Raw genomic sequence first — 23301 nt, forward strand, 5'->3', positions numbered from 1 at the left:
TGCGAAGGGAGCGTCAGTCTTCAAAACGGCCGAGATAGACATTCGTGTCATAGTCAAAGAAGACCTTCCCCTCCTCCTGATGCGTCTCGAACAGGGCATCGAGGTCCGCAAGCATGGGCCCATAGCCTGACTGCCCCGCTGCGGGAACATAGGACGAGGACAGCATCCTCCCCCGCAATCCTTCCCGGTCAAACACCTGCCGGTTGAAAAAGGAATGGCAGACAAAGTGGCCGGGCCGGAAGAACTCGGCCAGCATCACCTCGGAGATCCTCGTGTGGTCCACGTGTTTGTAGTCCGTGCCATGCTGCAAGAGGAATGCCTCGTAGGCGATCAGGAACGGAGAGGTTGTGGTCAGACGCTTGTTCCAGATCAGCGCCACCGCCCCCTGAGGCCGCAGGATCCGTTGGAACTCCACCTTGGCGCGCACTGGGTCAAACCAGTGAAACGCCTGCCCGGCGGACACCAGATCCACGCTGTGGTCCGCCAGTCCTGTCTGCTCGGCCGTGCCCGCCACACTGTGCAGCCGGGGGTAGCCAGCCAGCAGGCGCTCCCCGGCCGTGCGCATCTCCAGATTGGGTTCCACCGCGAAGACCTCATTCCCCGCCTGCAGGTACATCTCAGTGAGAATCCCCGTGCCAGATCCCACATCGGCCACGACGGATTGCTCATTCCAGCCGGCCTCCTGCCTCAGCAGGTCGAGGACCGCCATAGGGTAGCCCGGCCGGTATTTGACGTAGTTGTCAACACGGTCGGAGAAACGTGCAGTCGGGTCGGACATGGCCGAAGCCTACGTCCACCCGACTCAGAAAAAAAGGGAAATCACTGAGGCCCCATCTCACTTCACCGGGAGCCATTGCACCGCATCCACTGAGACAAAGCCCTTGGTCCCGGCGTTACTCACCTGCACGGCGGCAGGCTGATTGGCAACAAAGTCGAAGGTTCCCAGGCTGACAAACACCTTGTCATGCACCCCCGGCTTGCGTTCATCCACCGACACCTTGGCGATGCCACCCGCATGGGTGATCTCGATGGGCACGTTCGCGGACCGGTTGGGCGCAGAGGAGTACGCGAAGCGTACCTCATATCTGCCGGCAGCCGGAAGCTGGGTCACGAACTTGGCCGCCTTCTCCCCCTTGCCGGAATCCCCGTCGTTGTGACTGGCATCATCCACGGGAGCCCCATAGCCGCTGGACACCCAGGAGCCGGTGAACTCCGCATGCGCATCATCCACCACCACCCCAGCCAGTTGATCTGAGGCGGGCCCCAGCACGAGATTGGGCAGATCCAGCACTGCCTTTTGCTCGCGCAGTTTCGCCTGCAGTGCCGGCACCGAAACATCCTGCACCGCGACATTGCCCTTCACCGCCATGGCCGCGGAGAGCCCGCTGGCATGGCCCAGCGCCATGTACACCGGCTCCATCCGCAGCGAGCAGGTGGCAATGTGTGAGGCAGAGAGGCAAACGGGTACGAGGAGATTATCACACTCCGACTTCTTGGGGACCAGGGACCGGTACGGGATCTGGTACGGCTTGGCTGGAGCATCCTGGAAAGAACCTTCGTCCGTGACTGTGCCGTCCTCCGCCACGACCCGCTGCACAATGTGGCAGTCAATGACAAAGGAGCCCATGCCCACGGTATCGGTTTTGAAGATCTCGCGTTGCACATCCCGCTGGGTCATCACGCAGTCGCTGATCATGCGTCGCCCCTCCCGCACATACAGCGCATAGGGCCAGTGACCGTTGTCGGTGAACTCATCTTTGCAGAGCCCCCAGGTGTTGGTCTCGTCCCGCAGCTTCTGTGGCACGCGGGAATCATTGCCCAGGAAGTACAGGAGCCCCTGCACATAGTTCACATGGTCCTTCGCGATCCTTTCACGCGTAGCGGCATCCCCTTCCAGGTAGCCGACATTCCCACCAGGATAGTCCGTGGAAAAGAGACCCTGCGCGTTCAAGTCCACTTTGCCATGACCGATCTGCCCCAGATGGACGAGACGACCAAAGGCCACCTCTGGGTAGCTTTGAATCAATCTCAGCAGCAGTTCGTATCGGGCAGGCTCATATCCCTCAGGCTTGGGGAATGGCACACGGATGTCCGGCCGCTGCGTCACGCAGACGCGGAAGTTGTAGGCTTGAGTCAGCTTGTCCGCGTCGCCAGGCTTCCCATTGAGTTCCGTGACCCCAAACAGCAACTTGCCGTCGTCTCCCCGCGCATTGATTTTGCACGGCGTGCCATGGATGTAGTGCGGCCCGGTGCCTCCCACACATTTGCACGCCACGCCCATGACATCCGCGCCATGCGAGCGAACGGGCATCGGGTGAATGCCCGCCAGAGGCTCCCCGTACTGCGCTTTGCTCTCCCGGCCCAGCGTGTGGCTCACGCCAGAAGCCGCCAGCAGATCCCCTTCATATGTCGCGTCCACAAAGACCCGCCCCTCATACACCTGCCCATCGGCGGTGGTGAGGCTCGTGATCCGTCCACTCTTCTTCTCCAGTGCTTTCAGCGACTGTTCCGTCACCACCTTCACCCCGGCCTCTTTCAGCATGGCCTGAAACGCGTCCATGTTGGCCTGCGGCTCGGCATACCACAGGGGTGTCTCCGGCTTGACCACTGCGGCCTTTGTAAAGTACTCCCGCGGAAACCCACCGATGCATTCCTGCCTGCCCAGATCTGTGGAGGAAAGCCCGCCCGTCACCATCCCACCCACCCACTTGGTGGGCTCGATCACGACCACCGACACCCCCTCACGCGCCGCGGTGATGCCCGCGGCAAGTCCCGCAGGCGTGCCTCCATAGACCACGAGATCAAACGAGGCCGCCGGTGCCACCGTGGCACCCGCAGCAAGACCTAGAGCAGCCACGGCAAGGTGCCTCAAACGCGGAAACAGATGGGAAAACATGAAAGGATGGAGCAAGATTGAATTCTGCTACGGTGAGTCCTCCACCCCGAAAAATGGACAGGTATTTTGATCCACCCGTTCGGCCCAAGACTACCGCAGGAACACATTACCCCTTTCAGATGCATCTCCCGCTGGTGGATTTCTGCCATGGATTCCGTCCTCCGTGCAGCGTTTAATCCCCTGTCCACCCTCTCCCGCTCCATGCTTCTCACCCGCATCCGACTGCTCCTCTTTCTCCTGCCCTTGCTCGCGCTTCCCTCCGCGCACGCAGAAACGGTGACTCTCTTTGACGGCAAAACCCTTCAGGGTTGGGAGGGTGATGCCAAACTGTGGAGTGTGCAGGAAGGCTTGATCACGGGCGGCTCGCTCACGGAGAAGGTGGCTCACAACGACTTCCTGGCCACCACCCGGAGCTATCACAACTTTGACCTCCGGCTGAAAATCAAAGTCACCGGTACCGAAGGCTTCATCAACAGCGGGGTCCAGATCCGCAGTGTGCGGGTGCCGGGGAACAGCGAGATGAGCGGCTATCAGGTGGACGCCGGTGACGGCTGGTGGGGCAAGCTCTATGACGAGTCCCGTCGCAACAAGGTGGTGGGTGAACCCAAAGACGCCGCTTCCGTGACTGCCGCAGTGAAGAAGAACGGCTGGAACGAGTACCGGATCCGAGCCGAAGGACCGCGCATCCAGTCATGGATCAACGGGGTACCGGCACTCGATTACACCGAAGGCGAAGCAACCATTGCCCAGGACGGGCGGATTGGCATTCAGGTGCACGGCGGAGGCAAGGCCCTCGTCCAGGTTAAGGAAATTACCATTGAAGAACTCGCCCCGACCGCAGGAGCCACCACCTGGGAAAAGCTCGGCGGCTATGAAGGGATGAAGGCCAAGCTCCCCGCCCCGGCGAAGGCCGCCGAAAGCAAGCCCAAGAGGGACATCAGCTACAACACCGTCAGCACCTCCGCCCTCTCCCCAGAGCAGGAACTGGCCACCTTCAAGGTGCCCGATGGGTTCAAGGTCGAACTCGTGGCCGCAGAGACCGAGGGCATTGGCAAGTTCATCTCCGTGGCCTGGGATCATGCGGGCCGCATGTGGACCATGACCGCACTGGACTACCCCGTGGATGCCAACGAGAACCGGCCCTTTGCCGAGGCACTATATAAAAATGGCGGCCGCGACAAGCTCGTGGTTTACGATCAACCCTATGGCCAGGGACCGGCCAAGCCGCGCATCTTTGCGGAAGGACTGGCCATCCCGCTGGGCATCCTGCCGTGGGGCGATGGTGTCTATGCCCAGCATGGCCCGGATATCCGCTACTACCGGGACAAGGACGGGGATGGCAAGGCGGATGGCTTTGACACCATTCTCTCCGGGTTCGGCATTGATGACTCGCACCTCTTCGCCCACCAGTTCACGCCCGGACCGGGAGGCTGGATCTATCTGGCTCAGGGTGCCTTCAACCACGGCGAAGTGCGTCGCCCAGACGGCAGTGATTTTGCCACCGGAGGCCTGTTCTCAGCCAACCCGCAGAAGAGTGTGCCCTTCAGCTTCTGCAAGCTCGCCCGCATGCGGGCCGATGGCTCCGACTTCCAACTGGTCTCCAGCGGACCCAACAACATTTGGGGACTTACCGTGGATCGCACCGGGGAAATGTTCATGCAGGAAGCCAATGACATGGGCTATCCCATCATCCCCTTCCGCCCCGGCACGCATGTCCCAGGGGTGGGCAGTCAAAAGCTCAAGCCCTATGCCCCGGTCCAGCCCCCTTCTCTGAGCCCGCCCCAAATGGGCGGCACGGGCCTCTCCGGCCTGGCGCTCAAAGAGGAGTCTGACTGGCCGGCCTCCTTCACGGGTGAAGGCGACCACCGCATCTTCTACCTGGCCAATCCCATCACCAACCGCGTGCAGGCGGTGAAGGCCACCGCGACTGGCTCTGGCTACACTTTCACCAAGCTGGACGACTTCATGACCAGCACGGATCCCTGGTTCCGCCCCATCGCCATTCAGTTCGGCCCAGATGGTGCACTCTATGTGGTGGATTGGTACAACAAGATCATCAGCCACAATGAGGTGCCCCGCATCCACCCGGATCGCGACAAGACCCGGGGCCGCATCTGGCGCATCCGCCATAAGGACCAACGCCCCGCCCAAGTGCCGGACATGACCAAGATGCCGACCGATGACCTCCTGCTCTACCTGGAGTCACCCAACCAGTGGGCCCAGAATGCTGCGTGGCAGCAGCTTGTCCTGCGCAAGGCCAAAGACTTGGCACCGACCCTCAAGGCGCTCGCGATGGACGAGAACAAATCGAGCGACACCCGCATTCACGCGCTCTGGACTTGGGAGGAACTAGGTGGTGCAGACTCCGCCCCGCTCGCCGGACTGCTCAAGGAAGCAGACCGTGATTTCCGTCGCGAGGCAGCCCGTGCCATCAGCACCTTTGCCGCGGAGCTGGGCCAGGGCCAGGTTGTTAATCTCCTGAAACCCGTCCTCACTGATGCCGATGCCGAGGTGCGCTTTGCTGCGGTTCTTACTCTTAACAGCATCAAACAGCCGGAGCCTGCCGTGCTCGATCTGGCGGCAAGGTTTTCTGTCCCACCGGACTCTGCCACGCCGTATGAGGCCGAGTTCCAGCGCTTCCTGGTGCGCGCCACACTGGAACAGCATCCCGCCAAGCTGGCCGCCTTCCTGGACAGCCCCGATGCTGCCCCTCTTCCTGCCGAGGCCAAACTATTCGCTTCCCTGGCCCTGCCGGAGCTGGAGGCCCTACCCCGCTTCGTCAATGCCTTCGCCGCAGCCAACCGCGCCCCTACGGACGAAGAGATCGTGCTCCTGCTGAAGGCCCCTCCTGCTCTGGAAAAAGGCGTCACCATCCTGCTTGGTCAGCAGACCAACCGTCTCCCCGCTTTGCTGGCAGCTGTGCGCCAGCGCGACCGGGTGGACCGCGCCCGCGCCGCCCGCATGCTCAGCCTGGCGGCCTCTGCTCTGGCCAAGAAAGGTGCTGGCGCCCAGATGAATGCGGACCTCGTCGCCTATGCCGCCAGCTTCCCCACTCCGGACCTCGCGCCCACCTTGGTGGACACCGCATTGCATGCCGTGGATGAATCCACCGCGCCAGCATCTGCCAACTTCATCCCCGCCCCCAAGGCCGAAGCGAGACGCCAGCTTGCCATCGAAGCTCTTGCACTGCTCAGCCCCGATGCCGCCCTTCCGCTGGAACCGTTGTTAAAGGATGAATCCGTCTCGCCAGCTCTGCGCGTTGCGGCTCTAGTCGCCCTGGCTCCCTGCAAGCAAGATTCTCTGGCCCCAGCTTTCAACAGCCTCTGGCCCAAGCTGGGTCCAGTGGAACGCAGTCGCCTGACCGCCGGTCTCGCCTCAGCCAAGTCCTCAGCTCGGGTCCTGCTCGCGGCAATCGACAAAGGCATCCTGAAAGACAATGAGATCGATGCCTCCTTGCTGGAGCGCCTGAATGGACTCTATCCAGAAGATCCCGCCATGAAATCCCTTTGGGACCGCATGGCGAAGAACTTTGTCCGTGTGCTGCAGCTCAACGGCAAGAACGACAGCTATGTGGACAGCAACCTGGACCTCAACGGCCCCTTCACCGTTGAGACCTGGGTGAAGCTCGATGAGGGCATCGACAACGGAGATGGCATCCTTTCCAACGGGAAAAACCTGGATCTGAACTTCTTCGGCAAAAAATTCCGCGTGTATGTCGGTGGCCTTCATGACGTGGTCGTGGCTCAAAAGGAAATAACTCCCGGAGCCTGGACCCATGTGGCGGTGACTCGTGATGGTGGCGGCACCTTCCGCATCTACCTCAACGGGGAGCTGGACGCGACCAGCACCAAGACCACCACGGAGTCCTTCGTGCAGTGCGACATTGGCCGCACCAGCCCCGCCCAGAAGGGCACCTCGGGTGAACTCACCGAGTACCGGGTGTGGAACCTTGCCCGCAGCGCCGCCGATGTTCGCGCCAGCTTTGACCGCAGCTTTGCCGGTGAACCTCGCCCCGAAGGCCTGGTGGTCTATCATTCCCCTCTCTCCGATTGGAAAGGGGCCAGCAAGACGGCCAAAGTCGCCCCGGTCCTCTCCGGCCCCCATCTCCTGAGCGCCCACGATGCCCAGGTGGTTGGGGAAAAACTCGCCCGGTACAAGACCATCTCTCAAAAGCCAGGCGACGCCAAATCTGGCGAGACCTTGTTCGCTGGCCTGTGCCTGAGCTGCCACACGCTGGCGGGTAAAGGAGGCAACCTGGCCCCCGCTCTGGATGGTTCCGGTCACCGGGATCTCGACGGCCTCCTGCGCGCCCTGATCACTCCGAACGCCGCCGTTGAGGGCGGCTATCGGGCATTCCGCGTGGACACCCGGGACAACCGCCAGCTTGAAGGCTTCCTGGTCACCCGCGATGACTCGGGCATCACCCTGCGGTTGATGGGCGGGGCGGAAGTACGCGTGCCAGCCGCTGATGTGGCCAAGGCTGAATTCACCAACCGCTCCCTGATGATCGAGGGCATCCTCGATGCCCTGCCAGAGCAACAGGTGTCCGATTTGTTTGAGTACCTTCGGACCGTGAAGTGAAGTTCTTAAGGCGATGGCTCTTGCGGTCCTCAGTCCCGCAGGAGCACTATCCCAATGGATTGCCCGGTCGCGGAGGGACCAAGGAAATTATCCGTTGGTGGCAACCACCGGTCAACCTGCCGCCCTATGCCATTGCGTCCCGGAGGGACGCCGGACCGGGCCCGCTCAACGATCAATCACCCGCCCCAACGCCTTCCGGGCTGCCTCCCCCAACATCACGTTCACCCGTCCGCGGCGGTTGGACAGCGCCGTAGCCACCATCTGAAACACCGGGCTCTGCCCTTCCGTCCCAGTCGCCATTGCCTCCAGCATTTGCGCCGCCAGGTCATCCCCTGTCAGAGTATAGCGCCCCAGCCGTTTCACGAGCCTCAGCTCCGCATGCCCCCGCCGATGGAGAGCACGGTAAATGAGTTCCGTGCATACGATGCGATGGGCCTGATTGAAATCGAACTCAAGATCATACGGCTTGCCCAGATGACTCAGCGCCTCCTTCAAGGCACGTTGCATGTCGCCCGCAGTGAGCAGCGGACGCACGATCGCCACGTGATCGGCACATAGACAATCAGCCAACGATCGAATGCGAACGCATGGGCTCACTGCATCCACCACCCAACCGCCAGCTGGCAGGTCCATGATCTGACGATTGAAGGCTCGCAAGGAGGCCGGAATGGCGAGAGCAGCCGCCTCCAGGTCGCTCCCGAGATAGATGGCGGCATGACTCCAGAATCCTGGCAACAAGGTCGTCGTCAGCCTTCCCTCAGCACGGATCAACAAGACGTCGCCGGGCTGCAACAACGGCCGCAATTGCTCCAGCACGCCTTCATTCAATGCGCACTTGTCCCGCACTGGCGCCTGATGCTGGAGGGTGAAAAAATGAGCCGCCCAGTTTCGAAAAAGATCCCACACGTGCACCACGGGATCCGCCACCGCTGACCAGCACGCATGCACGTCTCGCCGCAGGTGGCGCAACCACAGATCTTCGAATCCCGCCCGCACCCGGTGATGCTGCTGCCGGATGAGCCGGACCAGCAAGGCGAAGTCGCGATCCTGCGGCAAGTGGAGGGTCTTGATTGCCTGGAAGTGGCGCTTCCAGAACCGCACGGCGGCGAAGTACAACAAGCCATGCCGGAGGGAGCAGTGAGCCCGCAGAATCTCGTCAAACATCCCACCGGGCAGTTGGAATCGCGGCTCCGGCTCGTTCAGCTTCCTGCGCACCAGCGGGTTGTGCTCGTACTGCCGGATGAGTTTGAGAGACTTGGCGTAGAGCGATACCGCCGCCGCGAAACCGACGCAAAACGCCTGCATTCGCACCGCTGGATCAGAGATCCGACGATAGCTGATGTAGCGGTCAATGAGCCCGTACAAATGCTGCCGGTGCTCGTGGTAGTGCTGCTGAATGCGCCGCACCATCGCATCCTCGTCGGGCGTGAAGTAGCCCCTCCGGCATCCATTCACAAAATCGGCCGCTCGCGCCGCACTCCGCTCCAGACGCTGGAGCCGGCGCAGACGCTGCACCAGTTCCTGGGCATCCTCCCGGATCTGCCGATCGAGTTTACCCTTCTCCAAAAGGGCCGTCTCCGCATTCCGCAGCCGCACCGAGCGCCGCGCCACGCGGTTCGCCTCCCATTCCCAGACCCATTCACGGGGCAGCAGAATCATGTTGGCCTTTCAAAGGATGAACCAGAGAAACATGGGGGCTGCTTCTGAGGATTTCAGGCTAGCCAAATTCATCACGCCTGTACAGAGAAAATCCCGGACCTGAATCAAGGCACGGCAAGGCGACCCATCTTATAATTTCCATCACGTCACACCTAGGAAACTACTCCCCCGTCACAAGCCCCTCTGACGGGCGTACACCATGTTCTCGATCCGTTCAATGGCAGAGGCTGATCGGGGCCAGGAGATGAGAAGATCGATTGGATGAACCAACCCTCCAGGGAGGGTTCGAAAGTTCTTCGGCAAGGCATCCGTGACCTTCACTTCCTCCCCTGCGTGCCACCAGTCCCCCTCAAAGATCTCGACGAATCCCAAGCACGTCATGTAAGCAGCAATCTCCCGGGTGGTGGAAAGCCTCCCCGCGCACCAGCTCTGAGTGACGACCAGTCTTGGTGCCTGTTCGCCTGGCATCAGAGCCCAGCCCTCAATCATCAGATCATCCTGGAACCTCCGGTTGCCATACTCCATCTGCTTCAGGTAGTCGCTCAAACCTCCCCGGGCTCCGTACAAGCCCGGCTTCGTAAGCTTGACGACTCTCTGCGTCTGGGGATCAAAGAACACTTCATGCTCCTGCCCGTGCTCCCGGGAGGTAAGGCGACGTGTCTCCCGCAGACCCAACACAAGGGACGCTGCATCTACCTCAGGGAGCTTGTCCAGAGGATGACCGGGTCCGGCTCCAGTTCCGGCTGCGCGTTCTCGTTCTGCAGCACCGCCATGTCTTCCAGGGTCAGACGGGTTGAGCCATGCCAACGCTCTTGCAGCGTCGAGAGCCGGACGCATTCCGAGGGCACCTCGGGGATCAGAGGAGCTTTCGCCCCGGAGCACGATGAATGTTGGTCGGACATAACAATAGTCTAGCCCCAGACACGGCGAGGGCGTTCTGACATTGGATGGCATCAAACTCCATACGTCTCGCGCAGACTGCAGGCGCAAAAACTCCTTTCCCATGGTCCATTTGTCACGCCTTGTATTCCTTTCCTCACTGTAGGGAAAGGTCCCAGCGTGGCCGAGCGTCTCGTTCCCATGCTGTTTTCCCGGCTCCCCCTCCTCCCCGCTTTGTTCTGGTCTTGTTCCGCTCTCCTCGTGACGGCGGCCCCGCTCAAACCTCTGGGCGATCCGGAGGTCAAAGAAGAGCACATCAGGATCCCCATGAGAGACGGAAAGAACCTGTCCGCCTATCTGTACACGCCCCGGCGAGCCCCCGCCAGACTTCCTGCCATCTTCGAGCAACGCTACGCTGACCTCACCGGGCTGGGCACCCGCAAAGCTGCTGCCGATCTGGCCCGGGCCGGGTTCGCCGTCGCCATGGTCAACTACCGTGGCACCCACGAAAGCGAAGGCACCTGGGTGGGCTATCGTGCCATGCAGTGGGGCCCGCTGCGCGACGGTTATGACGTGTGCGAGTGGCTGGCCCAACAGCCTTGGTGCACCGGAAAGATCGGCACCTTCGGCAGCTCGCAGGGCGGCTATGCGCAGAACTACCTGGCTGTCTCCCAGCCCCCTCACCTGACCTGCCAGTACATGGTGGACACCGGTCTCAGCCTCTTCCATGAAGGCTACCGCATCGGCGGTGCCACCCGTCCGGAACGCTACGTGGCCATGGGCAAGGTGGCACGGAACTATGCGGATCACGATGCCCTGCTCGCCGAATGGGATTTGCACCCCAACTTCGATGCCTATTGGCAGGCAGAAGATGCCTCCCGGCATTTCCCCAAGATGAACGTGCCCTGCTTCACGATCGGGAGCTGGTACGACTTCATGAACCAGGGCAGCATCGCCAGCTACATCGGTCGCCAGAAGCAGGGTGGCCCCGCCTCTCGCGGCGCCCAACAGCTTCTGCTGGGCCCCTGGCTGCACGGCCGGCTTAACAAAGGCAGCAAGGTCGCTGAACTCACCTACCCGGAGAATGCCACGTTCCCGGAACTGCAGCACATGATCCGTTGGTTTTCCCACTATCTCAACGGAGAGTCCAACGGCGTCGAGAAGGAGCCATCCGTGCGCTACTACGTCATGGGAGCGACAGGTGAGCCAAGCGCCCCGGGCAACGAATGGCGCAGCACTGCAGACTGGCCACCCAAGTCAACGCCCACCGCTTATTTCCTGCAATCGGACGGTCAGCTTGCCACCAGCCCACCAGCAGCCTCCGGCGGTTCCACCAGCTACGCCAGTGGTCCCCGCCAGCCCATGAGCATTCCCGGCACGTCCTTCCCCGGAGCCAAAGACGCCCGTCCTTTCGAAGCACAGGCAGAGGTCCGCACCTGGACCACCGGCGTGCTGGAGCAGCCAGTGGAATGGACTGGCGAAGTCCAGGCCGAGCTCCACATCAGCTCCACCGCCCGCGACACCGACTTCATCATCCGCCTCAGCGATGTGTACCCCGACGGCCGCAGCATGCTGCTCATGGACTACCCCATGCGCGCCCGCTATCGCGAAGGATTCGACAAGCAAAAGCTGCTCACTCCCGGCGAACCCACCCGCCTCTCCTTCCACGTCGGACACACCAGCATCATCTTCAACAAAGGCCACCGTATCCGCGTCACCATCGCCTCCACCGGCGCCCCCCTCTACGAGCCCAACAACCAGACCGGCGGCCCGCAAACCCGCGACTGGATGAAGAACTCCGTCAAAGCCATCAACACCATCTGGCACGACAGCACCCGCCCCTCGAAGATCATCGCCCCGCAGGTGGGTTCATGAAACCGAGACAGGATTAACAAGATTTTCAAAAGATTAACAGGATTGGCAGATCGGCAACAATCCATGGATGCCGGTACCCCGCACCCCCTTTCCGCCTCGCTGGGCCAATTCGAAGTCATCTTGTAAATCCTTCAAAAATCTTGTTAATCCTGTCTCAATAAGCCCCCTCCCCGCCCCCTCCGGCCTCACAGAAATCAGTTGCGGCCCCGCCCGGAGCGGACAACGCTGACGGTCTCTATGATCGTTTCCCCTAAAATTCGCGGGTTCATCTGCACCACCGCTCATCCTGAGGGATGTGCAAAGCACGTGGCCGACCAGATTGCGGTCGTGAAGAGCCGCGGCGTGGTGGCGAATGGCCCCAAAAAAGTCCTCGTGATCGGCTCCTCCACCGGGTACGGCCTCTCCTCCCGGATCGCCGCCGCTTTCGGCTCGAACGCCGCCACCATCGGGGTGTTTTTTGAGCGCGCTGCCGAAGGCAACCGCACCGGCACCGCTGGCTGGTACAACTCCGCCGCCTTTGAGAAAGAAGCCGCCGCTGCAGGCCTCTACGCCCGCTCTTTCAATGGCGACGCCTTCTCGGACGCCATCAAGACGGAAGTCATCGCCGCCATCAAGGCCGACCTCGGCCAGGTGGACTGCGTGGTTTACAGCCTCGCCTCCCCCCGCCGCACGGATCCGAAGAGTGGCCAGGTGTACAACTCCGTCCTCAAGCCCATCGGCGAGAGCTACACCAACAAGAACCTCAACACCAACACCGGCGTGGTGAATGAGGTCACCATCGAACCCGCTGCAGGCGATGACATTGAGCAGACCGTCGCCGTCATGGGCGGTGATGACTGGCAGTTCTGGATCGACGCCCTCCTCGAAGCAGGAGTGCTCGCCCAAGGTGTGCAGACCGTCGCCTACTCCTACATTGGGCCTGAAGTGACCTGGCCGATCTACAAGAACGGCACCATCGGCCGTGCCAAAGAAGATGTGGAGCGCGTGCAGAAAGTGCTCGACGCCCACCTGGCGCCCCTCGGGGGCAAGGCTTGGGTTTCCGTCAACAAAGCGCTTGTCACGCAGGCCAGCTCCGCCATCCCGGTCGTCCCCCTCTACATCTCCCTCCTCTACAAGGTGATGAAAGACCAAGGCACCCACGAGGACTGCATCGAGCAGATGGACCGCCTCTTCCGCGACCGCATGTACAGCGGCAGCCCCCAGCCCGACGAAGCCGGCCGCATCCGTGTGGACGACTGGGAAATGGCCCCCGCTGTCCAGGAACTCGTGGGCCAGCGCTGGCAGGAAGTTAACACAGAGAACCTTGCGGAACTCGGTGACTTCGAAGGCTACAAGTCCAGCTTCCTCCGCCTCTTTGGCTTCGGTCTGGAAGGCGTGAACTACGAAGCCGACACCGATGTCACCATCGGCGTGCCTTCACTGGCAGCGGCTCCGGCAGCCGCCTAGGGAGCCTTCGTTTCTCAGGATAGATCCTCTTCAGCGCCCCGGTGAACGTTCGTTCGCCGGGGCTTTTTGTTGAGCCGAATGCGCTCCAGTACCGACTCCTACCATCACCGTGGCACACGGGTGACGGTCGGGCCATTCTTTGCAATCTCCAGCGTGGGAGGCACGGCCACGGCAATCAGGCCCAAGAAGAGAACCGACACTCCCACCACCAGATAGTACAGAGTAGAACGTCCCGGCCAAACTCTCAGAAATAGTAGAGCAAGCCCAGTCAGCACCACAGGTACAGCCAGGAGAACACCCGGCTGCTGGCTGAAAAGCTTGTACATCACCGGCATCATCGCCATGGGCAACTTTGGCCCCAACGGCGGGAGTTGCTGCATGGTCCAGACGGTCCAGGCGATTAGCACGAACGTGGCAACACCAATGAGAAGAGGGACAACGGGATTCTTCATGGTTTCACGATACCTTTTCCGGCAGAATTGAAGCAGTGTATGGAGTCTCTTCACCAATGAACAGCCAAAAATTGGCCTACCCACTCAACCTCAGCCCCGCTCACCGGGCCGGTGGCACTGACTGCTGCGCCTTCTCAAGCCACTCCGTCTTGTCAGTTATTTCCTTTCTCGCTGCCGGATCCTTTCGCAGTTTCTGGACCTCTACGTGGGTGGGCAGCGCATCGAAGACCTTGTAGCGCACCTCCCCCTGCCCGGGCCCCATGTGACTGACATCGGCGACCTCCGCAATGCCAAAAGGCGGAAGCCCCACCTCGGGCAACGTCTCCCCTTGTTTCATGAACTCCACCTTCTCCAACGTGATGACACTGCGCTGGCTGGATTGTGGCCCCTTGTAGCTGTACCTCACCTCGCGAGGCAGAGTGAAGGCCTCACTGGCGCGAAAGAAGTCACCGTACTCCTGGGTGACCAACTGGGGAAAATCAGCAGGACCTGAATGAAGAATCGAGCCGATCAAAAGTCTGGCATCCTCCCGATGAGGAAAGACATCGCCGTGCCCATAGGGCCATTTGACGGCCAACTTCCTGGATCGACCCTCTCCCGTATCCGGAGCTTCGCTGACAACAACTCCATTCGCGATCTTTTGGATCCATGCCGATTGCCCCAGCAGGCCCATCTCATTCAACATCACGCCCAACACCGTCGCTTGCCCCGGTGTACCTTCCCGGATGGTGATGAAAGCGGAGCCGCCGCCGCCTTCGTTGTATTCGTACATCAGACCCTCGCGTTCGTAGCACCATGAGACCCCGCCTTCCACCAGGCTGCCACCGCTCTGGGCAATAAATTGGCAGAGCACGCCGTTGCCGCCCACCGTGATCTTGTACCGGTACGGGTTGCCTTGGGCCTTCCCCTTCGTTTCCCGCACCCATGCCAGGAATCGCTCCCTGCCCTCTCGATGCCGGTCCGTGTCCTCCTCGCCCTTGGCCAATTGCGCGTTGATCATGTCATCACGCATCTTCGCGATCTCAGCGTCTTTCTCCTTTTCCGTCATCGGTTTCGCATCAAAGAAGCGATCATAACGCCCCTCCATCTGGCGGATCTTGAGATCACTCGCCAAGGTTTGAGTATCTGCGGCCGGCATTGTACTACCGATCAGGAACGAAAGCAGAATCTGAAGATTGGGCTTCATGGCAAAGGAGGGGCTCTGCGGAAAGTCGAAGATCATCGCCCTCTCTTCGGGGAGTTGGGCACTTCATTAGCTTGGATCCACCGTACTTTGACAAGATTTTCCACACAGATTCGCCAAATTCACCTTGCCTCCCCGGCCTCTCATCGGCTCCTTGCAAAGGTCTTGATCGATACCCATGTCCGCCTCCCCCTCCCCCATTCTCCCCGCTAAAACGCGCCTGACTGGTGCCTCCATCACGGTCTTGATTCTGGCATGGCTGGCATGGGCGCTTTTGCTCCTGAGTTATGGCATGGACATTCTCATTGCTTCCTTTGGACATAGTCCCAACCAGCCCTCCCAGCCCCGGCCGATCAACAACGATTTCACGGCAGTGCTCGTTGCCTGTTCTGTCTTTCAGGTCCTTGTTGTCGGCTTTGTCCGCTGGTTTGGCCTTCATTACCTTATCGTACCCCGCCGCCTCATCCCTGGCACATGGTCCGCCGCCATCGTTGCCCTGCTGACCACAGGATTGATTCTCCTCCTGGTCAAGTCCATCGAGGTCTACGGTCTGATCCTGTGGTTTGGAAGCATGTCCTGGCCGCACTATCTCCCGTTCTATGGGGTTAGCCTCCTTTTGCTGCTGGCGCACATGCCCTGCTTTCTGCTTACTGACCGGGTGCTACAGCGCCCTTTGCCCTCCCCCTCAGCCCCGGCATCAGCCTGAGAGTCTCTTTCTCACTTGCCCCCAACTCCTTGCCCGCCCCGGTAGAGCTCAGCTCTCCGGGGTTTTTCTTGAACATGGATTGCGCCAGTTTCGCCCCCTTCTCCATGCTGGCAAAAAAGAGTTACCAGCTAGGACCACCCGGAAACCGCGTTGACACGAAGACCTCACCCTTCCTCACGCCTATGAAACTGAAAATGCACCGCCGCCGCTTCGGCGCGCTCGCCCCGGTTCTTGGTTCTTCCCTGCTCTCCGTCGCTGCCTGCCTCTCTGCCGCAACGGGCAAAGAAACCACCGCCCAGCCACAAGGCATCGTGCTGGATGACGATGCTGCGACCTACCAGGGAGCCTGGGTGCGCAGCACGAAGCAAACGGCCGTGTATGGCCCTGCCTACCGGCATGACAATCATCAGAAGGAAGGACCCTGCCAGGCCACTTTCACGCCTCAAATCACTGAAGCAGGCGAGTACGAGGTGCGCCTCTGCTACGTGCCCACGAACAACCGTTCCACCCGGACGAAAGTGACCCTGGTGACAGCGGACGGGACTAAGGAAGCAACGGTGGACCAAAGGCTCCCCCTCCTGGACAAGAGCGGCGTACCCCGAGCGATTGGGGTGTTCCGGTTTGACCCCAAATCAGCGACACCCGCTGCACTCACGGTCACCAACGATGGCGCTGACGGATTTGTCGTGGTGGATGCGGTGCAGTTCATTCCCGTGGCCCTGGCCAAACAGGAGCGGGAAGGCAAAGCCCCTTCCGGCTGGAAGGATGCCATCCTGGCCGCACCACAGGTCGCATCCGAGGCTCCTTCAGCGCCACCCACGGGCAACGCCAGCCGAACCTCCCTCGGCACAGCCGGAGATCCCGCCGCCGCGGCGGCGGCCAAAGCAGCCGCAGCAAAAGCGGCGCTCTCCCCACTGGCGGAAAAGACCGCCCCGCGCAAATCCCCCGTGGCACCTGACGACGCACCTGTACGCCTCGCGACCTCTGCAACTCCGGCGCAGGTTCAAGGAGCGAACTACGACGTCATCGTCATCGGAGGTACGGGCAGCGGCGTCGTTTGCGCCGTCCGCGCCGCCCGGGAGGGCTGCCGGGTGCTGCTCGTGCAGCACAACGATCATATCGGAGGCATGATGACCAACGGCCTCATGCAGTGGGACGCCCTGTACGGAGGCCCCCGTGCCCCTCTCTTCACCGAGCTGCTGCGCAACATCGAGCAACACTACGTGGAGCGGTTTGGCAAAGACTCCCCCGATCACCAAACGGTGCGCTACACGCATGAGCACTACCCCATCAGCTGGGGGGAACCTCACGTAGTGGAGCGTGAGTTCAACCGCCTGGTGGCCGCAGAGAAGAATGTGACCCTGCTTCTCTCCCACTACCCCGTGCAGGTGGATCGTCAGGGCGGCACGATCCGCAGCGTCACCCTATGCCGCTATGGCACGCAGGAGAAGATCACGGTACAGGGAGCCACCTTTGTGGATGCCACCTACGAGGGCGACCTCTTCGCCCTGGCCAAGGTGCCCTATCGCGTGGGCCGTGAAGCACGCGACGAGTACAATGAGCCTCACGCCGGCAAGGCCTTCGTCAACATCGACCACGGCAGCCCGACCACGGTATCCCAGGAGGGCTTGAACATTCGCAACTACAGCTCCCGGCAGGGCACCGTGGATCCCACCAGCCCCTTCACCGCTGACGGGGCGATTCAAGCCTACAACTACCGCTTCTGTGTCACCAAAGACCCGGCCAATCGTGTCTTGCCCACCGCACCCCCTCCAGGCTACAACCGCGAGGAGTATGTGAAGTTTGACCGCAAATCCATCGCCACCAATGCGGGACCAAATCTGAAGAGTCACATGAACAGCCCCATCCTGCCGGGCGAGAATCATGCTTATCCCGAGGCAACGTGGGCGGAGCGCGAGAAGATCATTGATCGGCACAAGAATTTCGCCCTGGGGTTGATATGGTTCCTGCAGAACGACGAGTCGATCTCTGAGAAGGCTCGCGAAGGCTTCCGCCAGTGGGGCCTGCCCAAGGATGAATTCCAGGACCATGGCCACATCCCCTATGAGATGTATGTCCGCGAGGCCCGCCGCATGGTCGGCCTGCATGTCTTCACCTCCCATGATAACACGGCCGTGGCCCCAGGGGCTCGCACTCCCGTCCACGCCGACAGTATCGCCATCACAGACTGGTACATGGACTCCCACTCCTGCACGAAGGACAGCCGTCCCGGCTACAAGTACGATGGCAAGCTGATCCTGACCGAGGAGTCGCGCCCCGCCCAGATCCCCTACCGCAGCCTCCTTTCCAAAGAGGTGGATAATCTCCTCGTACCCGTGTGTGTGAGCTCCACCCATGTGGCCTGGGGCGCGATCCGCCTGGAACCTGTCTGGATGCAGACCGGGGAAGCTGCCGGCTTCGCCGCCGCTCAGGCCCGCCGCACTGGCAAGGCTGCCGCAGCCATTGATTCAGAAGAACTGGTGCGCTCCCTTGCGCAACAGGGGCAGCTCGTCAGCTTCTTCAATGACGTGAAAGTAGACGCCAAGTCCCCCGTCGCAGTGGCCGCCCAGTACTTTGGCACCCAGGGCTTCTTCCATGACTATCAAGCCAGGCTGGACGACGTCCTCCGCCCCGAAACCGCCGCACTCTGGGACGACGCCACCCAAAAGCTCAAAGCAGGCAAACTGGATGCTCAAAAGCTCGCCCAGTCTGTAGCCATCGCCGAAAGCAAGCCATCTCCAGCAGGCTCTCATTCCAGCACCGCCAAGACTCGTGGCGCAGTGCTCCTTGAGATGTGGCAGTCCTTACCGGCCCAAAGAGCACATTAACCGCCCCTTTTCAGCCCCACTCCAGCCCCTGCAAACATTCGCAATATTGCCGCACAAAATCGACACAAAATCTCTTACTTAGCTCCGAGCTCCCCAGAGTTGCATGTACCTTGTATTCAATCGATTACACGTCATGCTCGCAGCAGCAACCTGACATTTCTGTCAGGTTGTCACTTCATGAAAAAATCTAACGACAAACCCACATGCCACACTATAAGTAATAAGACTCCACCTGATCCCCCTGATGCTCTGTAAACATGAATCAGCACTCAGTACTGATAGTTCACGGCGAGCCGCTGGTGCGAGTTGGACTGCGGACGTTGGTTGAATCACAACGCGCATGCGCCACGTGTGGAGAGACCAGCAACCCGGCAGCGGCGCTGGCTCTCGCTACAGAACTCGCACCTCGCTTTGTCCTGCTGGATCTGGTGCTCCCCCAGGGGGATGGCGTAGTGCTGATCAAAGATCTGCATCGCTTCGCGCCCTCTTCCCACTTGATCGTCATCAGCAGTCTGGTGGACACGGAGTCGGTGCAGCGAGCCTTCCGGGCCGGCGCGGAGGCTTATGTGACCACACAGGATGAGCCTGCCGAGGTGCTGGCCGCCATGGATGCCGTGCAGGAAGGTCGGCGTTATGCCAGCAACCGTGTCTCCAGCAGCCTGCTGCAGGACCTTTCCTGCGGAGCTCTGGGCCGCCCGCGCGATGCCGAAGTGTCGCGCCTGTCTGACCGCGAACTGCAGGTGTTCCGGATGATCGGTCGTGGCATGAGCAGCACCAGCATCGCCCAGGAGCTCGGAGTCAGCAGCAAGACGGTGGAAACCCACCGCCAGCGGATGAAGGACAAACTCCAGGTGCACAATGGGGCCCAGCTCGCCCAGCGGGCGGCGACTTGGTTTGCCATCATGGCCAAACGCAGCGGCCATCCCCAACCCCGCATTGAACCCATCTCCCGTGTCCCCTTGCGCCGACGCAAGGAGACACCGGTGGAACTGGCAACTTTCAAGGCTGACTGACCCGGATCACAAAGTTGGCCGTGCCCACGCCGCCCTGCCCATCACGGGCATAGCCATAGATCCGGTATTCCCCAGGTTGCGCAGGCGCGGCGAATGAGGCGTTGCTTCCTTTAACCTCAAGTAGGGCTGCCGGGTGGGCGGGCGGCGTCAGCTCGCGCCCCTCCTTGTCCCGTGCTCCGTGGGCCGAAAGCACGCGCCAGTCAAAGGTGAGCACATCACCATCTGGATCCTGCGCCACCATCCCTGCGGAGAACTTCTGGCCTGGGCGCAGTGTCTGGCCCGCCTGGTCACAACGCAACGGGTCCACCGCCGGAGCGCGGTTGGCGGGTTTCTGCCCGCTCCACAGTTCTTGCAGCACATCCACAGATGGCGTCGCCGCCCCGTCCTCCGTTAGCAGCCCGAACCATGTCGCACTGGCCTCCTGTTTTTGGCCCCAGAGGAAGGCATACCCTCCGGCACATCCCCCCGTGGCTCCGGGCCCCAACGCCTTGGTGGCCGCCATCTTCAGGAATTCCGCCTTCTGCGTGCTGGTATCTTCCAACGGAGCTCCCCACGAAGTCTTGCCCACCTCCCAGAAGCCACGTGGACCGTATTCCGTCACCACCCAGGGACGCTTCCACCCCAGCTTCGCCAGGGTCTCCCTCAGACCCGAGAGAGCCCCATAGGTATTGATCCCCACCAGATCCAGATCAGGGGCATGTTCGTTCAACCCCTTTGCTTTCAAGTCACTGATGCCAGCCAGGGCCGTGAAGGTGGGGTGGGCAGGGTCTGTTTCATGAACCAGCTTCGCCAGCCGGTTCACTTGTTTCCACAGCGCGGCATTCCCCCCATCCCCCTCCATCTCATTTCCCAGGCCCCAGAGCAGTAGCGCCGCGTGGTCCTTGTGTTCAGTCACGATCTGCTTCACCCGCGCCGCCTGCCGGTCACAGTGCTCCGGACGGCTGTAGGAGAACCACGAGCACTCCGGCTCCAGCCAGATGCCCGCCGCCACAGTGAGCCCCAGCGCGTGGGCCTCATCCAGTTTGGCCCCCAGCCCTTCGTGTCCCCAGGTGCGCACTGAGTTGCCGCCCCTCGTTTTCAGCAGCTTGAGCGGACCATCCCCTCCCGCTCCTTGAATGAAATACGGTTCCCCGCCGCGCTTGAGCCCCCCTTCCGGCACCACCTCCACCTTCACAGGTGCGGCGTTCAATGCCGCACTCAAAGTACAGCCCCACAGAAAGAGAGAAACGCGCATCATATTCCCACCCATCCAACCAGCCGCAGAAGCTCTCTGCAAGCTTCTGCGGGTTGGCAGCGCGATTCGATCACGGCTTCAACTGCTCCACCAGGAAGCCGAAGATGTCCGGATGCTTCACATCCTTGGCACCCGTGTAGTTGAACTCGTACGGCACGCCCACTGTTTTCAGTTTCTCCACCAGCCCGGCTCCAAAGTTGGCGGAGTGCGGGGGATCTTTGTGTGGCTGACCGAGCGCCGGGACGGAATCATAGAACAGGTACAGCGGCGGGTCGCCTTTCGACGCCAGTTCATACGGTGAGAACTCTTTGATGTACGGCATCAGCGACTCGCGCTTGTCCAGGAAGTCCTGGTAGCTGGGCAGCGTGAAGGCGTGATGACCATAGTCATTGTTGGCAATCCAGTCCCGCATCTGCTTGGGATCCAGCGAGGTCTGCGGCACAAAAGCCATCACACACGTGAGCCGGGTGGATTCGCGCGCTACCGGATCCGTGCTTCTGGGCTCGGCCCGGTCATCATGGAGCGCCAGCCACAACACATTGAATCCGCCGGCAGATCCACCACACCCCGCGATGCGCTGTTTGTCCACACCCCACTCGGCTGCCTTCGTCCGGACGAACTGCAACGCCCGGGCCGAGTCATCCAGGCAGGCCTTGACGGGCGGAGACACCTTCTCAGCAATGGCATCCGGGATGAGGCGATAGTTGATCGACACCACCGAGATGCCCGACTCCAGACACTTGGCCAGGAAGTCAGGGTTGGCCTTGTCCCCATTCATCCAGCCTCCGCCATGGACAAAGAACATCAGCGGTACTGGTCCCTGGCCAGCCTTGGGAGTCTTCCAAAAGTCCAGCACCTGCTTGGGGTGCGAACCGTAGGCCACGTTTGCCAGGGTGGGTGCCGACGTCGCCGGGGCCTGGGCATGGATCAGCGGGCTGCACAAGCCCAGGGTGAAGAGAGAGAGGCAGGCGGATAGGTGGCCGAGGCGCAACATGGCGCCACGGATAGCGGGGAGCCCTCTCCTTGCCAAGGGGCAACTGGCGAAATTCAGCGAGCGGGCAACGGCTTGCCTTTCAGCAAGGATTCGTAGTCCGGGCTGGGGGCCGCGGGATCGATCTCGAAGACGACTTCATTGCTCCGCAGGAGACACGGCAAGCTACCCCGCAAGGCCGCGACGACATCTGCCCCGGTCTCTCTCAACCCACCCGCTTTGTTTGGGAAAGCCGCACTCGGAATGCCAGGACCAGGCAGCCCCATGCTGGGAAGGTTCAGATAAAAAAACACCACCGCATAGCGCCCAGACTGGGCAGGCAGCTTGCGGACGGGCAAAAATTCCGCCAGCACCCGGGTTTCGTGGGGCGCCAGCCGAAACACATCATTCATCGTGATCGGCAACAGGTTGGCGCAGCCGTTTTTCGGATACTCCATGGGAGGTGCCTGAGGATTCTCAAGCTTCCGCTCATCGCGAGGTACCCAGGAGAACTCAATGACGGGCGTCTTTTGCCCCTCCAAGCTTCCATCCCCTGGCCGTACCAAGGTCACGGGCTCGCTCCCGTTGTTGGTGACACTAACCTTGACAGCCGCACCGCTGGACGCAGGGATTCTAGCGACCAGAGGTTCAATCCGAAGCACCACATCGTGTGCAACGGCAGCCCCCAATCCAAGCGCACCCCATGCCGCGAAGATCAGCGGGCGCAGGCAATGCAACGAAGACAGGCTCATGGTGAAACGAGGTATCGGCAAAGCGATTTGTTAAATGATAGAGAAAAGGGAACCTTCCCGTCAACCACGAACGACAGCCGCACTCAGCTCTACTTCCCACCCGCCGCTGTCGCCACTCCCAGCCCGCAATAGACCACTCCGGATACATACTTCTCGTGTTTCAATACCGAGCTACGGCGCAGCCAAGGGGCGAGGGTTCCACTCATCAGCGCGTACAGACCATCACTAAGGATGGCCATGATCACGAACACGCATCCCATCACCAGCATCTGCAACCACGGTGCAACATAGCCTGCGCCCTTGGCCACGAACTGAGGCAAGAACGCCAGAAAGAAAAGCGCGGTCTTGGGATTCAACGTTCCCACCGCATACCCCTGCCAAAAGACTACCCTCAACCGCTCCACCCGAAAGCTCAAGGTCTCCACGGTCATCGGCTTGGACATGAACTTGCGAATGCCAAGGACGATGAGGTACAGTGCTCCGGCATACTTCAAGACGGAAAACAGAGTCGCCGACGTGGCCAAAATAGCAGACAGCCCCAGCGCCGCGAAGATGGCATGGGTCAGATTCCCCAATCCCACCCCGGCCACAGATGCCAATCCTGCCAGGCGCCCCTGACTGATGCTGCGCGTTACGATGTACAGTACCGCCGGCCCTGGAGTGAGAATCAGCAGCAGGGAGGCCAGCAGGAACAAGGTGAACTTCGCGGGATCAAACATGGGGCAATGAGGAAGGAATCACGTCACAGACACCCGCTCACTCAACAAGCATGGGGAAAGGTTGACAACATTTTCCCATCCAGATAACAACTCATGGCACAGGCGCAC

General features: G+C 61.1%; 16 protein-coding genes. 6 read left to right on the forward strand and 10 right to left on the reverse strand.

What is annotated here, in order from left to right; all coding sequences use genetic code 11:
• Positions 1–13: 13 nt before the first annotated feature.
• A complete protein-coding gene (locus tag BV106_RS28625; RefSeq protein WP_038170468.1) occupies positions 14–778 on the reverse strand; it encodes a class I SAM-dependent methyltransferase in 765 nt (254 codons plus the stop codon).
• A gap of 57 nt (positions 779–835) precedes the next feature.
• Positions 836–2896: an FAD-dependent oxidoreductase gene (locus tag BV106_RS28630; RefSeq protein WP_038170469.1), complete on the reverse strand. Its 2061-nt coding sequence runs from the start codon at positions 2894–2896 to the stop codon at positions 836–838.
• A 147-nt stretch (positions 2897–3043) separates the two neighbouring features.
• On the opposite strand from BV106_RS28630, the gene BV106_RS36880 reads away from it, so the two are divergent.
• Positions 3044–7477: a PVC-type heme-binding CxxCH protein gene (locus tag BV106_RS36880; protein ID WP_063768011.1), complete on the forward strand. Its 4434-nt coding sequence runs from the start codon at positions 3044–3046 to the stop codon at positions 7475–7477.
• 165 nt (positions 7478–7642) lie between these two features.
• On the opposite strand, the gene BV106_RS28640 is transcribed toward BV106_RS36880, so the two are convergent.
• Both BV106_RS28640 and BV106_RS28645 read right to left on the reverse strand, forming a co-directional pair.
• Positions 7643–9136 carry a YiiX/YebB-like N1pC/P60 family cysteine hydrolase gene (locus BV106_RS28640; protein ID WP_038170472.1) on the reverse strand — a complete coding sequence of 498 codons (1494 nt, stop codon included), beginning with the start codon at positions 9134–9136 and terminating at the stop codon, positions 7643–7645.
• 171 nt (positions 9137–9307) lie between these two features.
• Positions 9308–9973 carry a hypothetical protein gene (locus BV106_RS28645; RefSeq protein WP_265596172.1) on the reverse strand — a complete coding sequence of 222 codons (666 nt, stop codon included), beginning with the start codon at positions 9971–9973 and terminating at the stop codon, positions 9308–9310.
• A 276-nt stretch (positions 9974–10249) separates the two neighbouring features.
• Here BV106_RS28645 and BV106_RS28655 point away from each other — a divergent pair, with 276 nt between their 5' ends.
• On the forward strand, positions 10250–11890 hold the full coding sequence (locus tag BV106_RS28655) for a CocE/NonD family hydrolase (RefSeq protein ID WP_265596173.1): 1641 nt from the start codon (positions 10250–10252) through the stop codon (positions 11888–11890).
• A gap of 237 nt (positions 11891–12127) precedes the next feature.
• The gene (gene fabV, locus BV106_RS28660; RefSeq protein WP_038170480.1) at positions 12128–13336 is read left to right on the forward strand and encodes an enoyl-ACP reductase FabV; all 1209 of its coding nucleotides are present in this window, start codon (positions 12128–12130) and stop codon (positions 13334–13336) included.
• Between the two features lie 104 nt (positions 13337–13440).
• Here fabV and BV106_RS28665 read toward each other — a convergent pair whose 3' ends face one another.
• Together BV106_RS28665 and BV106_RS28670 are read right to left on the reverse strand one after the other, a co-directional pair.
• On the reverse strand, positions 13441–13788 hold the full coding sequence (locus BV106_RS28665) for a hypothetical protein (RefSeq protein ID WP_038170482.1): 348 nt from the start codon (positions 13786–13788) through the stop codon (positions 13441–13443).
• Between the two features lie 100 nt (positions 13789–13888).
• On the reverse strand, positions 13889–14974 hold the full coding sequence (locus BV106_RS28670) for a hypothetical protein (protein WP_265596174.1): 1086 nt from the start codon (positions 14972–14974) through the stop codon (positions 13889–13891).
• Between the two features lie 175 nt (positions 14975–15149).
• On the opposite strand from BV106_RS28670, the gene BV106_RS28675 reads away from it, so the two are divergent.
• The 3 genes from BV106_RS28675 (at position 15150) to BV106_RS28685 (ending at position 19518) form a co-directional block, all read left to right on the forward strand.
• The gene (locus BV106_RS28675; RefSeq protein WP_038170487.1) at positions 15150–15677 is read left to right on the forward strand and encodes a hypothetical protein; all 528 of its coding nucleotides are present in this window, start codon (positions 15150–15152) and stop codon (positions 15675–15677) included.
• Positions 15678–15859: 182 nt separating this feature from the next.
• Positions 15860–18505 (forward strand): FAD-dependent oxidoreductase, encoded by a 2646-nt coding sequence (locus BV106_RS36390; RefSeq protein ID WP_265596175.1) that lies wholly within the window; start codon positions 15860–15862, stop codon positions 18503–18505.
• 257 nt (positions 18506–18762) lie between these two features.
• Positions 18763–19518, forward strand: a complete 756-nt coding sequence (locus tag BV106_RS28685) for a response regulator transcription factor (RefSeq protein ID WP_081892391.1) — start codon at positions 18763–18765, stop codon at positions 19516–19518.
• Here the strand turns inward: BV106_RS28685 and BV106_RS28690 are convergent.
• The 4 genes from BV106_RS28690 to BV106_RS28705 form a co-directional block, all read right to left on the reverse strand.
• Positions 19505–20755 (reverse strand): glycoside hydrolase family 2 TIM barrel-domain containing protein, encoded by a 1251-nt coding sequence (locus tag BV106_RS28690; protein ID WP_265596176.1) that lies wholly within the window; start codon positions 20753–20755, stop codon positions 19505–19507. The genes BV106_RS28685 and BV106_RS28690 overlap by 14 nt on opposite strands.
• Positions 20756–20822: 67 nt before the next feature.
• On the reverse strand, positions 20823–21746 hold the full coding sequence (locus tag BV106_RS28695) for an alpha/beta hydrolase (protein WP_038170491.1): 924 nt from the start codon (positions 21744–21746) through the stop codon (positions 20823–20825).
• A 53-nt stretch (positions 21747–21799) separates the two neighbouring features.
• Positions 21800–22474 carry a hypothetical protein gene (locus BV106_RS28700; RefSeq protein ID WP_038170493.1) on the reverse strand — a complete coding sequence of 225 codons (675 nt, stop codon included), beginning with the start codon at positions 22472–22474 and terminating at the stop codon, positions 21800–21802.
• Positions 22475–22563: 89 nt separating this feature from the next.
• A complete protein-coding gene (locus BV106_RS28705; RefSeq protein WP_038170495.1) occupies positions 22564–23193 on the reverse strand; it encodes a LysE family translocator in 630 nt (209 codons plus the stop codon).
• Between the last annotated feature and the right edge of the window lie 108 nt (positions 23194–23301).

The sequence above is a fragment of the Verrucomicrobium sp. BvORR106 genome, from assembly GCF_000739655.1.
Taxonomy (GTDB): Bacteria; Verrucomicrobiota; Verrucomicrobiia; order Verrucomicrobiales; family Verrucomicrobiaceae; genus Verrucomicrobium.

Bases quoted from the DNA above. Each gene is read 5' to 3' on its own strand.
- BV106_RS28625 (WP_038170468.1), bottom strand. From the start codon at position 778: ATGTCCGACCCGACTGCACGTTTCTCCGACCGTGTTGACAACTACGTC.
- BV106_RS28630 (WP_038170469.1), bottom strand. From the start codon at position 2,896: ATGTTTTCCCATCTGTTTCCGCGTTTGAGGCACCTTGCCGTGGCTGCT.
- BV106_RS36880 (WP_063768011.1), top strand. From the start codon at position 3,044: ATGGATTCCGTCCTCCGTGCAGCGTTTAATCCCCTGTCCACCCTCTCC.
- BV106_RS28640 (WP_038170472.1), bottom strand. From the start codon at position 9,136: ATGATTCTGCTGCCCCGTGAATGGGTCTGGGAATGGGAGGCGAACCGC.
- BV106_RS28645 (WP_265596172.1), bottom strand. From the start codon at position 9,973: ATGCGTCCGGCTCTCGACGCTGCAAGAGCGTTGGCATGGCTCAACCCG.
- fabV (WP_038170480.1), top strand. From the start codon at position 12,128: ATGATCGTTTCCCCTAAAATTCGCGGGTTCATCTGCACCACCGCTCAT.
- BV106_RS28665 (WP_038170482.1), bottom strand. From the start codon at position 13,788: ATGAAGAATCCCGTTGTCCCTCTTCTCATTGGTGTTGCCACGTTCGTG.
- BV106_RS28670 (WP_265596174.1), bottom strand. From the start codon at position 14,974: ATGAAGCCCAATCTTCAGATTCTGCTTTCGTTCCTGATCGGTAGTACA.
- BV106_RS28675 (WP_038170487.1), top strand. From the start codon at position 15,150: ATGTCCGCCTCCCCCTCCCCCATTCTCCCCGCTAAAACGCGCCTGACT.
- BV106_RS36390 (WP_265596175.1), top strand. From the start codon at position 15,860: ATGAAACTGAAAATGCACCGCCGCCGCTTCGGCGCGCTCGCCCCGGTT.
- BV106_RS28685 (WP_081892391.1), top strand. From the start codon at position 18,763: ATGAATCAGCACTCAGTACTGATAGTTCACGGCGAGCCGCTGGTGCGA.
- BV106_RS28690 (WP_265596176.1), bottom strand. From the start codon at position 20,755: ATGATGCGCGTTTCTCTCTTTCTGTGGGGCTGTACTTTGAGTGCGGCA.
- BV106_RS28695 (WP_038170491.1), bottom strand. From the start codon at position 21,746: ATGTTGCGCCTCGGCCACCTATCCGCCTGCCTCTCTCTCTTCACCCTG.
- BV106_RS28700 (WP_038170493.1), bottom strand. From the start codon at position 22,474: ATGAGCCTGTCTTCGTTGCATTGCCTGCGCCCGCTGATCTTCGCGGCA.
- BV106_RS28705 (WP_038170495.1), bottom strand. From the start codon at position 23,193: ATGTTTGATCCCGCGAAGTTCACCTTGTTCCTGCTGGCCTCCCTGCTG.